11 protein-coding genes are annotated in these 12,403 nt (G+C 44.8%); 9 read left to right on the top strand and 2 right to left on the bottom strand.

Annotated features, from left to right (window positions below; all coding sequences use genetic code 11):
- The first annotated feature begins 87 nt into the window (after nt 1-87).
- Complete coding sequence (locus tag HI950_RS34105) at nt 88-1,056, top strand: hypothetical protein (protein WP_169091304.1); 969 nt, start codon at nt 88-90, stop codon at nt 1,054-1,056.
- Nucleotides 1,057-1,674: 618 nt separating this feature from the next.
- On the opposite strand, the gene HI950_RS34100 is transcribed toward HI950_RS34105, so the two are convergent.
- Both HI950_RS34100 and HI950_RS34095 read right to left on the bottom strand, forming a co-directional pair.
- Nucleotides 1,675-2,880: an IS110 family RNA-guided transposase gene (locus HI950_RS34100; protein WP_169091302.1), complete on the bottom strand. Its 1,206-nt coding sequence runs from the start codon at nt 2,878-2,880 to the stop codon at nt 1,675-1,677.
- A gap of 311 nt (nt 2,881-3,191) precedes the next feature.
- Nucleotides 3,192-3,740 carry a TetR/AcrR family transcriptional regulator gene (locus HI950_RS34095; protein ID WP_169091299.1) on the bottom strand — a complete coding sequence of 183 codons (549 nt, stop codon included), beginning with the start codon at nt 3,738-3,740 and terminating at the stop codon, nt 3,192-3,194.
- A 163-nt stretch (nt 3,741-3,903) separates the two neighbouring features.
- Here HI950_RS34095 and HI950_RS34090 point away from each other — a divergent pair, with 163 nt between their 5' ends.
- The 8 genes from HI950_RS34090 (at nt 3,904) to HI950_RS34055 (ending at nt 11,508) form a co-directional block, all read left to right on the top strand.
- Complete coding sequence (locus tag HI950_RS34090; RefSeq protein ID WP_169091297.1) at nt 3,904-4,770, top strand: ketopantoate reductase family protein; 867 nt, start codon at nt 3,904-3,906, stop codon at nt 4,768-4,770.
- 892 nt (nt 4,771-5,662) lie between these two features.
- A complete protein-coding gene (locus HI950_RS34085) occupies nt 5,663-5,944 on the top strand; it encodes an ArsR/SmtB family transcription factor (RefSeq protein WP_169091295.1) in 282 nt (93 codons plus the stop codon).
- A gap of 110 nt (nt 5,945-6,054) precedes the next feature.
- Complete coding sequence (locus tag HI950_RS34080; RefSeq protein ID WP_169091293.1) at nt 6,055-7,125, top strand: LLM class flavin-dependent oxidoreductase; 1,071 nt, start codon at nt 6,055-6,057, stop codon at nt 7,123-7,125.
- 69 nt (nt 7,126-7,194) lie between these two features.
- The gene (locus HI950_RS34075) at nt 7,195-8,391 is read left to right on the top strand and encodes an MFS transporter (RefSeq protein WP_169091291.1); all 1,197 of its coding nucleotides are present in this window, start codon (nt 7,195-7,197) and stop codon (nt 8,389-8,391) included.
- 199 nt (nt 8,392-8,590) lie between these two features.
- On the top strand, nt 8,591-9,043 hold the full coding sequence (locus HI950_RS34070) for a hypothetical protein (RefSeq protein WP_169091289.1): 453 nt from the start codon (nt 8,591-8,593) through the stop codon (nt 9,041-9,043).
- 1,067 nt (nt 9,044-10,110) lie between these two features.
- On the top strand, nt 10,111-10,389 hold the full coding sequence (locus HI950_RS34065; protein WP_187768215.1) for a hypothetical protein: 279 nt from the start codon (nt 10,111-10,113) through the stop codon (nt 10,387-10,389).
- A gap of 21 nt (nt 10,390-10,410) precedes the next feature.
- Nucleotides 10,411-10,809 carry a PadR family transcriptional regulator gene (locus tag HI950_RS34060; RefSeq protein ID WP_169091287.1) on the top strand — a complete coding sequence of 133 codons (399 nt, stop codon included), beginning with the start codon at nt 10,411-10,413 and terminating at the stop codon, nt 10,807-10,809.
- Nucleotides 10,810-10,824: 15 nt separating this feature from the next.
- The gene (locus tag HI950_RS34055) at nt 10,825-11,508 is read left to right on the top strand and encodes a hypothetical protein (protein WP_169091285.1); all 684 of its coding nucleotides are present in this window, start codon (nt 10,825-10,827) and stop codon (nt 11,506-11,508) included.
- The last annotated feature ends 895 nt before the right edge of the window (nt 11,509-12,403 follow it).

The following is a 12,403-nucleotide window of genomic DNA, read 5'->3' as shown; positions in this document are numbered from 1 at the left end:
GCAACTTCCCAAATGTTGGATACGTAAAAGGTTAAGAGAACTGTATCTGGTTTTTTAACGTAAATATAAGAAGGAAGGAAAGATAAGATGATAGTACCGACGGAGGATAAAAGCTCTCGATGGATGAGAACGCGAAAAATTTGGGGATATGGCACGGCAATAGCGGTATCACCCTACCTGTTTATTAAGATTGCCTGGACCTTTGGACTCTTCATGCCGACCGATCAAATGGGCGACGCCAGTTGGCGCACTGCAAACGCAGTAACCATGATTCTCGCTGCGGCCTGCGTTTTGTTAGCGATGGCGTTCAGCAGGCCATGGGGTTTAAGGTTACCCTCGTGGCTAGTGATTCTTCCTGTGTGGGTGGGGACTGGTCTTCTCGCACCTATGCTGCTTCTAGCCCCATTTCTCGGTCCGGCAGCCATTAAACGGGATATGGAGGCAGGTACCGCAAATGAATTCTGGGTCTACGAGCAGATCTTCGTCATGGTCTCGTTGGTCGGGGTCGGTATTTGCCTGCCTATCGCTCTGGCAGGGTATGCCAAGGCGCGATGGCCTGAGGCACTTGGCGGTCCGAACGACTGCGGGAAGCTGCCGGGAGAAACACGAAAACTTCAGATTACTCTGGCCCAGTTTGTTGCAGGCGGTTGCATCTTGCTAGCCATTATCAAGATATTCTGGGCGACGGGCGGCACTCTTGGTATCGATCCTGTCATGCTGAATGACCGCGATATATGGTGGCGCCTACTGACGTTGAGCACCGGTGTGTGGGCTCTTGCAGGGGCGTGGGGTTTGCTGGTGCTTGCTTTCCGCCGCGGCTCGCAGAGATTCCTTCCCCCTATGGCAGTAGTGTGGATCTCGTCGGGAATGCTTTTCTCCTACAATCTCTTTAACCGCTTGTCCTCAACTCGCCCCGATGCCCAGTCCGCCCCGGAGTACCCAATTGCACAAGTGTTGGCAACGGAAGCGGGCACCGTCCTGGGTGTGATGATGGGGATGACCCTCCTTCTGGTGCTGCATGAGCGCAGACGCTCCTTGCGCGGCGAATCCGTTTGAGACCGTCTTTGAAATATCGATATGAAATATGACTGCAGAACAGGCAAATATATGATGTTCGAAATTAACCCGCGACTAGGCAGAAGCAGTTTTTTTGTCAGGGCAGCAGGACTTAACATGGTAGCTGCGCTGATAGATAATGTTGTCTAAGGCAAAGACGAAAACTGCGTATACAGTGACAAAACAGCCCTTTGGACAAATGTACCGAAAGTCGTATTGCAAAAATATGTAACTGAACCGGCATTATCTGATGAAATTAAAAAGCTGTACAAACAGAATAAAGTGCTCAAATCACTTTGGTATAAAAAGGACTTTAACATGAAACGAATTTTAAGAGTCTCACCGTATTATTTTGGCCATATAAACAATTTCCGACGACATTATTTTAACAAGGACAAGATGTAGGTAGCTTTTTTAAACGGGGGAACAATAGTAACACACATGGATGAGCAGGTGCTACGGTGGCCTGCTCATTTTATTAAGCTAAACCAGCTAATATCTTGTCAAGATTTTTCTAATTAACGAACGATTGATTGATGTTATACTGGAAAACGAGCATCCCAAATAACCCTCCTTATTGTGATGGAAGGTATTTCATATATCTCGTTTATTTATCAACTAAGTTAATTCGAGGAAAATTTCTTTCCTTTTAAGCATGGCAAATATCCAATGGAGCAACTTGTTTACACAGGCGGTCATCACTAATTTATGAGGTTTTCCCTCGGACATTTTCTTGTCGTAAAAGGCTTTGAGCTTTTTACTGCCAGTACGCCTTAGCCCACAGAGTACGGCCATATATAAAGCGCGCCTCAGCCTGCTGGAACCTCGTTTTGTGATCCGATTAATGGTTGCAGTAAATTTACCGGAGATATGCACGCTTGGATCTACACCAGCGAAAGCTACGAGCTTCTTAGGGTGATTAAACCGATGGATCTCACCGATTTCGGAAATAATCGTTGCAGCGATTTTCTCTCCAATACCGGGAATCGATTGGATAATCTCATATTCTTCAACTTCATTTGCGAAGGCATCTATTTCCTTTACGAGGGCTGTTAGATGCTCTTTGTAATGAAGTAACATGTTAATGTACATACTCATGCTAAACAAATGGCTTTGATACGGTGCTTTACGAAACGGATTTCGGGTTGCAGCTGCCATAAGTTCTTGAGCCTTTTCCTTAGCCCATTTTTCAGAACGACTTGTACATAAAATGGAAATCCTCTCAGTTAATTGAGGCTCACCGGCGCTCAGTACGGCTTCGGACGTCGGGAATTCCAACAATGTTTGTAAAGACACCACAGCATACAAATCCCCGAATACACCCTTAAACTCCGGAAACACTTGATCTAATGCTGCTTGGAATTGAAGTTTGATCTGAACAAACTGACCCGTTACCGATTCATGCTGTCTTGTAAGGTTGCGAAGGTTTAATAATTGAACACCTCTTTTCTTATGAGGTTCGAAATCCTCTTTATAAAAGAATTCGCATAAAGCATAAGCATCAAAGGCATCCGTCTTCACTTTCCTTAAGCTTGAAGACTTTTTCGCTTCATAAGACAGAAGTGGATTTACAATGATGTAAAGGTAGTTGTATTCGTCCAGGAACTGTGTAACAGGGGTATGATAATGACCTGTCGCTTCCAGAATGACCATCGGCAGCTGTCCTGTCATGGATTGAATATCTTTCAATAAGTGAAGAAAGGCTCCCAATCCCTCACGGGTATGATGGACAGTAAAGCTTTTACCATAAGGTTTTCCCTTGTCTAAGAAGGCTTGACCTTGACTTTCCCCCTTAGCAATATCCAGCCCAACTACTGGATTCATCTTATATCACCTTCCAATGATCGTATTTGCCGGCAGCCCCTAGTCCTTCTTGCAGTGTCATAGCTTCGCTTGTTATTCGAGATCGTTGTCTCAACCAGCCTCAAACATGTTTCTACAAGTAGGGGGTGAACAGTTTAGTTCACGGGATCACGGTCCCACGGGCAGTTGCGTTCGACCCCGGCTACCGTTTACTAAATCTCTCAAAACAAAAGAGGTCAACCAGAAAAAACTGGCTGACCTCATAAAACGAACGGGCAGTTTAGTTTGAATGAATTCCACATATAGAGTCTCTGATTCAGAGGCTTTTCACATTAACCGTTTTTTATAACAGATGATATTCCCGAAGTAAATAGCATCTCGATTAAACTAATTAATTGATCAGGGGGCAGATCTTTTTGCCTGCGCTGCCAAAGATGAAGTAGTGAAAACGAGGTTGAAATGTGAAATTCTAATAAATAAGGTGTTACTGAACTATCTTTAGGAAAACAAAATGTCTGCTCATGCGAAAAAAATTCATTTTTCAACTTTCCTATAAAACGAATACTACCGTAATCACCTAATAAAGCATTTAGATATGCCCCTTTTTCCTCAAAAAGTAGGAGCAAATCTTGTGGTTTTGTTTCATCTTGCTCAGTTTTTTTCAATTTTTCACGGATATAATCCAATATTTCATTTTCGATGAAGGTAAGCAAATCATAAACATCGGTAAAATACTGATAAAAGGTACTTCGGTTATATCCGGACTTATTTGAAATTTCCTTTACTGTGATTTTCTCTATCGGTTTTTGGCAATAAAGTTCACAAAAAACGTTGATAAATGATTGCCTTGTCTTTCCCGTTATTTCAGGCTGCTTTTTCATCCTTTGCCCCTTTCTCAAGCAAAATATCATCCGACAAACGAAATGAATGTGTTGGTTGTTGAATATGAAACAAAGTCGTATGATTTATCATACAACACGATGTCTTATAGTCAAGGCAAAACGAACGCATGACTGAAATGAACGTACGAAAGAGGGTTATTATATGAAACTGCTAGTCTACGGCGCCGGAGTTCTCGGCAGCCTCTACTCCGCCCGCCTATATGAGGCCGGGCACGACGTCTCGCTTCTCGCCCGGGGCAAGCGCCTGGCTGCCCTGCGCCGGCACGGGGTGCAACTTGCCGAGGGAGACAGGCCGGCCGTTAGGAGCGTACCGGTGCCGGTGGTCGAGTACCCTGTGGGCGGGTATGACCTGGTTCTCGTATTCGTTCGCACCCATCAGGTGGATGCGGTACTGGAGTCACTCGCTGGTCTCGAAGCTGACGTGCTGTTTATGCTCAACTGGGCGGCGGGCTCGGCTCCGCTGGGTAAGGTGATCGGCGACGCGCGGGTATTGCTAGGCTTCCCCACGGCTGCCGGCACGATGGACGGCGACGTGGTCCGCTACCGTGCGACCAGCATCATGACTCGTATGTTACCTACGCCAATCGGCGAAGCCGACGGCCGTACCACCCCGCGGCTTGAACGGATAGTACGGGAGTTCCGCACCGCCGGGATCAATGCCAAGGCCGAGCCACACATTGATGCCTGGCTAAAGACGCACGCCGCGTTCGAGGTGCCACTCTTGCAAGCGGTGAACGCGGCGGGTGGCCCGGTAGCGCTGGCCGCCAAGCCAAGCGCAGTCCGCGACATGATTCGCCTCATGCGGCAGAACCTGACTGCCTTACCGACGCCTCCGGTCCCTCGCACATTTGTTGCGCTGCAGACTCTGCCGGAAGGGCTGCTTGTGTCCATGCTGCGGTATTTTTTACGGAGCCCAACGGCCGCCCAGCTCGAGAGCCCCTCGCCAGCGGCGATGGCCGAACTCGAGCAGCTTGCAGATCAAATACGTTCCTATACGAGAGTCCGATAGGTGATCGGAGGCTGCGCCTCTACGGCTGAATCGTACGTACGGCGAATGTATTAACGGTGCCAAGAGGCGACATAGACGTTCACCCGTATGGTAAGCGTCAAAAGTTGCTCACGTAATGGGATTCAACTAACGGGAAATGATAGCTTAATAAAAAAACAGCAGCGATCATTTAGATCAGCTGCTGTTTTCATTTATATAACCGGCTGAGTATTGATCGTGAGATGTTATCAAGTTCTTGTCATTTATGTTATCAAGTTCTGTCGGACGACAAGAACATCTATACAACGGAAATTGCATAAACTGCGGCTTTTTTATTTTTTGTATAGAAGTTCTTGTCGTTTGCTCAAGACAAGAGCTTCTATACAAAGCCGTATTAGGACAAGAACTTCTATACAATCCCGTGATCCCCGGGAATGCACGAGTTATTAATGGGCAGGTTAGTGAGACATCCGGCATCTCGCGCCGCAAGCTTTTTAAATGAAATGCTTATACAATGTCAAACCTTTGCATGTAAGGTGAGTTCGAACTTAGCGATCAAATTGCCGATCAACCGTTAGGATAAAGGAGTAGATTCAGGGCACTCTAATCTTCTATAGGTTGGATTTTCCGATCGGTCGCTATGAGAATGATCAGAAAAAATTTTCTTTACCGAGCGTTCTCAAATTGTTACACTACTTTTCGAGAGGAGAAAGGTTGCTAAGGAAACGTCGCGTATATGCAGTACTCTTCAAGGCAATGAGAAAGGCTACAAAGGAATATCGATAAACAATCTGGTCAAGCCTGATGTTCGATAATAAATAGATGACTGCCCCCTTTACTTTTGAAGGGTATGATGATAATATTGAATTCGACAGTTATAGAACTATAGAAAATGTTTGGGAAGGTGATCATATTGGGAGAAACTCAAGAAGATATGAGCCAAGCGGTTAAATTATATAAAGCCTTGGGGGAACCTACCCGACTTAAAATTGCTTTACTGCTTGTGAAAGAGAGTAATTTATGTTTTACCGCCATCGGTGAAAAGCTTGAATCGGTTGCAGGTTCCACACTATCGCATCATCTGAAGCAATTGACGGATTCTGGCTTAATTGATTTTAAAAAGAATGGATCTTTTATTCACTATAATGTTAATCGAGAAATGGCTGTAAAATTTGCGCCCTATTTATTGGGGTAGTTTTTTTGCAAATCAATTCTATAGTTTTAGAAATATAATAACGATGTGATGGAATTTAGAACGATATTTTCTAATCATCCTCGTTTGAAAATAAGAAGGAGAGAATGGATATGAACAGTCAAACGAACAATACAATGGAAATTGGAATTAGCACTTTTCTTCATGCAAGTCCAGGAAATGGAGGCGTCTCGCACGCCGAAAGGCTGCGCCAAGCGACCGAAGAAATTCAATTGGCGGATCAAGTCGGCCTTGACGTCTATGCCATTGGTGAGCATCATCGAAGCGACTACACAAGCTCAGCACCAGCTGTCATTCTGGCATCTGCAGCCGCAACGACGAAGCGGATCCGGCTCTCAAGCGCAGTGACGGTGCTATCTTCGGATGACCCGGTGCGAGTTTATCAGGACTTCGCAACGCTGGACGGTCTGTCGAATGGGAGAGCAGAGATTATGGCCGGACGGGGTTCATTCATCGAATCGTTTCCGTTATTCGGTTACGACCTGAACAATTACGAGGAATTGTTCGAAGAAAAGCTGGAACTGCTATTGAAAATTCGCGCTTCCGAAAAGGTGAGTTGGCCCGGCGGTCATCGACCGGCGATTAAAAATATGGGCATTTATCCTCGTTCACAACAGGAGCCTCTACCTGTCTGGATCGGCACAGGTGGCAGTCCGGATTCAGCTGTTCGGGCCGGTACACTGGGACTTCCGATTGTCTTTTCTATTCTGGGTGGAATGCCAGAGAAATTCGCCCCCTTGGTGCAGCTTTATAAGGAAGCCGCCGTGAGAGCAGGTCACGATCCGAATAAGTTGTCGATTGCTACACATTCGCATGGGTTTCTTTCGGATACGACACAAAAAGCAGCAGATCGGTATTTTCCGGTCATGGCGGCCCAAATGAATCAGATTGGACAGGAACGTGGCTGGCAACGGTACACACGCGACACGTACGATGCAACCAGCAGCCTTCGAGGCGCACTTTACGTTGGCGACCCCGAATATGTTGCAGAGAAGATCGTACTGCTGAAAAAGAATCTAGGTTTAACTCGATTCATGATGTACAACGATTTTAGTACATTGCCACATCGCGACTTACTTCGGACCATTGAGCTTCTTGGCACCAAAGTGGCACCGATTGTCCGTAAGGAGCTCGCCCGTCAGACGTCTGATCGCAACGATTAAAAAGAAGTTTATTTTTTTAACCATGAGTTCTACAGATTTAGAATTATAAAACAAAGAGGAGAGAACAGTTTGAAAACTTCATTGAGGATTTATACCCTGGCCATTATTAGCTTTATAGTCGGAACATCGGAATTCGTAATTGCCGGTATTTTGGATATGCTTGCAAGTGATACTGGAGTATCATTAGCAGCGGCTGGACAACTGATTACGGTCTACTCGCTTGCATATGCCATCGGCACTCCAATCCTTATTGCGCTAACGGCAAAAATGGAACGAAGGAAGCTTATGCTATTATCCCTGGCATTATTTTTCATAGGGAATGTGATCACTGTCACAGCTACAGGCTACGGGATTCTGATCGTAGCAAGAGTTCTATTGGCGCTAAGCACAGGGGTATTTATGGTAGTTGCCCTGACGGTTGCAGCCAAAATCTCACAAGCCGGAAAACAAGGTGGCGCTATTGCGAAGGTCCTCTTGGGCTTTAATCTCGCGCTTATTCTCGGGGTTCCACTTGGAAGGATCATTGCAGGCTCGTATGATTGGAAAATCATCTTCACGGGGATCGGATTACTTAGCTTGATCGCGATGTTGATCCTTTTGCTGACGATACCGAAGTCGGAGGGAGAGGCTGTCGTTCCTATGCGGGAACAATTCGCTTTGTTAAAAAGTCCACGAATCACGGTCGCGCTGTCCATCAGTTTTTTCTGGATTTTAGGATACACCATTCTGTACACTTATGTAACGCCGTTTCTTTTAGACGTTACGGGTATGAGCGAGCGGATGATAAGCATTGGACTGTTTGCCTTTGGACTGGCGAGTCTCTTAGGCTCCCAAGTTGGCGGTTTCGGTGTAGATAAATGGGGGATCCCTCGCACGATGATTGGAGGATTACTCTTACACGCAGGTATCTTATTTTTACTGGCAGCATTCGCGCATTCGACTATGATCGTATTGCCTTTGCTGATGTTATGGTCATTTTCCGCTTGGTCGATGGGACCGGTACAACAAGTTTATTTGATGGGTATGGCTCCACAGGCTTCAGGGATCATCCTGAGTTTGAATGTTTCTATTGTGCAGTTGGGTATGGCCGTAGGAGCTGTACTCGGGGGCGTCATCGTTGAAAACGTCTCTTTGACAGCAGCCGGTTGGTTTGGAGGCATCGGGGTTGCAATTGGACTAATCCCGGCTATTTACTCCTTATCTATGCGTCGTAGATCTGGAATGCTGGAACAGAATTTGATCGTAACCGATAAAGCGGAAGTTTAAAGATTGTCAGCAGCTGGTAAGTAACCAGCTGCTGATTTTGTTGGTATTATGAGCAGAATTTAAATGTTATTACTAATAACCATTGCGTGGACATGATTGAGATAGGGGATTAACCTGTTATGCTCGGCATCCGACGTGCTGCTGGACACGAAATTTATCGTCAACAGCATCGCTTCTGTAATGGCAAGAAACGGTACCCTTGCTTGAATGGGAAACTAGCCATAATGCAATAAAAAGGACTATCGAAGGCTTTTGGAGTTGTTTTAGAAAATGGCGTGAAGAAGAGAAAGACGATTACCACGACACATTTCATGGAAAGTTATATGAGGATTTTATTAGTGTACATGAACGGTCAATTTACCTTAAATATACTTTTAATGTTGAAGAAGCAGTAATATTTTGTTCGGTAAATATTTTTTATTTAGAAGAAAACATCGGCACTTACGATATTGAATTTAATTTAGACGGAGAAATTGCTGATGAATATTTAGATTTTGACGATATTTTATTCAAAGATAGGGTGTTGAAAATGAAACATAACTTGAGAATTGCCCGAAATGCCTTAAAACAAGGAATTGAAATTGGAACAGTATCCAATATTACTGGAATTGATTCTAAATATATTGAGATTTTGAAGGAGAAATATTGTTAAACTAACGGGGAACGTTAATTCAATGAAACAGCGACAGTCTAGGACTTTATTTTCTCGTCCTTGGCTGTCGCTGTTCCAATTTCTAAGGTCAGTCTAAAACTAATTTTATGAAGTCTGGCGGTATAACAATTCGAAAAGACGCGTGGTATAAAGTCACCAGTCTAGTACTTTATTTTCTTTTGACACTAACTCAATCTTCACAGGACGCAACTGAATATTTGCGATCAATATACTTGTTTACACGTATAGGTAGCGCCAGCACGGGAGTACGCGGCTTGGCGCCGATATCTGCCACATTCCTTTCTCCGCTCATCTTTTCCCGTCCGATTGTCTGCCGTTCCTTTCGTATATATTCTAACTCTGGCCCCGATACGTTCCTAGTTCTTTCCCGCTCCCCCTGATCCTCACTTAAGTCCCGTAAATTATCCCTGCAGCTATCCACATACCTAGATAAGTTCGTCGTCAGGTCAGATCTGCCACTTTTGTTGGCGGTCCGAGGAATGTTTGTGTTGACTTCACCTGTGAAGAATGTTTTTTTCCGTTTCGGCCATGTTTTGGTTTTGCGCGAAGCGCGCGGCGGCCCCCCGGCGGGCGGAATGAGATACTAGGTACGTATTAAGTTGCAGAGATGATATATGCAACTTAAAAAGAAAAAAGCTAAAGGATAAGAGAGAAGGGAGTAGAAGAGTTGAGGTCTGCTACTAGGTACGATTCTAGATACAGAAGAGTAGAAAACCCGGCCGAAAGGGGATAGATAAGAAGAAAAGTAAAGTGACGACGGATAGTAGTGATATAAGTGTTTACAAGTATATTGATCGAAAGTGTATGTGTGGTATAATGAAATTATAGGGGAATACACGTTTGGATGAATAATGGTATAATGATTGGCTAATACGGATGTTCAGGAGATTTAACGGTAGTTTGCATTGTTCCTTGTTTATACGTCGCTGCTTGGATTAACCAGCTCGAAGCGGGAATACGCTTGATTAACTCCCCCTCCCTGTTGATACGCATTCGGAGAATGTTTATAAGATTGATGAAAACCTTAAAGAACGGTGGGCTAAGTGATGAAATTTGATAAAGGCGATCAGGTCATGTGGCCATCCGAGCCCGGAGGAGTAAATAAGGAAATGCGCGGTACGTTCATTGTGCGTATACCGCCCCAAATCGATTTTCGACCATTCCTGCCTCCTGAGACACCTAGTAGCAGTATTAAGACTGATATGTCTCGTTGTGAGATCGATCGAGCACTAGTTGAGGTGCTGCAGGATGATGGCAAGACTTACTATTATTCGCCACTATTTAGTCAGCTTCGCAAAATAGACGGGTCCACGGATTCCACATGATAACGGAAAGGGTGATGCTTCATGGCTCGCAATGAAAATCCGATTGAAAAGCAAGAATCGCTCGGTTATGTCGTTAAGGTTCAACAGGTCATTGATTTTATCGTGTTATCGGAGTTGCAAGGCGGTCAACTCTACGCTAAGGAGCTTGAACAACGTATCATTCTGGCTCTAGGTGGATCAGTAGGCGTGAATGACGGCTATCTTAGTCAGAGGCTTAAAACACTCGCAGAGCAGGGCCACGTTACCCGGAAATGGGAGGGAGATAATCGTTACAACCGATTTTATCAAATCACGGATGCTGGAATGGATTATTTCAAAGGGTTGATGCGCGAGCTGCCCGATCGTGTAAAGCGTGCGCAGCAGGTTTATAACCGATTCGAAACCTACATAAATAAATACGGAAAGATGAATCTGAGCTAAGAGAGGAGCCTTTTTGTGGAACCATTTGATTATGCAAAAGCTGTAGCGCTTATCAAAGCCCCATTTCCCTCGGGTACCGTTCAAAAGCGGGGAGACAATGGCCGTGCTTATATCCCTAACCAGGTTTATACCGATCGCGTTGAAGCTGCGACAGGCAGCCAGTGGAGCCGAGAAATAAAAGAGGTAGAGATCAACATTCCACATGGATTTGTGAAGGTCGTCGCTCGTGTGACTATCGGGGAGCATTACCGTGACGGCATTGGTTTCTCGGAAATTGAGACGGATCAAAATGGTAAAAGAAAATCCGTATCCAATAAAGTTGACCAGGCCTTCGCAGAAGCGGTACGTGAAGCACTTGATACTTGGCAAATCGGTTGGAAGGATCTAGCCCCTTTTTATAAGGAAACGAAAGATTGGGGTAGTAATCCAGCTCTCCGATACTTGCTCGAATCCGCTCCAGGATGTGGCAGCTACGATCCCGGGCTTCAGTCACGAGGTATGGTTGCGCACAACTGTATTTTCTCTGGATGCGGAAAGCAGTTGTCACGTGATGAATGGGATTTTCTTGGCTTAATACCTTCACTCAATCGTGAAAAAATGGTTTATTGCTTCCTACATATTCCTAGCCACATAAAGAAGAAAGCGCCGGCTGATGTTATTGCGAAGTATGAAGACAGGATAAATCGTCACCAAAGCTAGAATTGAGGTTTAGTACAAGTCATTATTAAAATGTTGTAAGCATTGATTATAAGTATGCGATCCACCGCCTAACTTAAACTTCAAATAGGGGCTGTCGGTTAGACGCCACGTTACCAGATGACTTCATACCCAGTAATCAAGATTCTGAGCCGTAGCGACTTTCTTGTCCAATTGCATCTCACGTATCTGCGCTGCCTTCTACCCTACTCTCCATCACAACACTCTTCATATCATATCTTAGGAACGGAGTTCCTTCGTGCCTGCTTTCCTGAATTATTTTAATGGGGGAGAGGGTGTATTGGAGGTTTGACCGTACACATTATAAGTTAAATGTTGATCGTTTTCTTGCTGATACAGTAAATGAATCTAACTACCGAGAGGAGGGGGATTATTATGAAGACCTTGAGGCGTAGGAAGGATGCAGCGTATAACAAAGCTATTTATGCAGTGTCAGAAGAAAATAAAGTTCTAGACTGAAAAATAAAGTGTTAGACTAGGAAAATAAAGTTGTAGACTGAGAAAATAAAGTATTAGACTGACGATGCTTCATTAAGCTAACGGGCAGTTTTGCTTAATAGATCTGCTGAGTATGTGGAGCATCTGGCCTCTCACGGTTGGTTGCGGACAAGAAAGATTAAAAATCGTCAGGTAAAGGAGAAATCCGGCAGATACGATTGCGATTAAAAACTACCCATGACGCACATGCGTCATGGGTGGTTTTTAATCATTTTCATACGTTCAGGAGGGGGCCGTGGTGCAATAGCGATGTCCTAATCACTTCGTTGGACAGACAGAGTTTTGTGTAAAAATGGCCACCACCCGGGAACGGCCATTCTTCGTATACATTTCCGAACCGACTTACTTGACCGGCCCCATCCAGGTTGAAATCGTCTTC

It is taken from the genome of Paenibacillus sp. PL91, from assembly GCF_012935325.2.
Taxonomy (GTDB): Bacteria; Bacillota; Bacilli; order Paenibacillales; family Paenibacillaceae; genus Pristimantibacillus.
The sequence above is the reverse complement of the archived record's forward strand: the minus strand, read 5'-3'. Positions and strand labels throughout refer to the sequence as shown.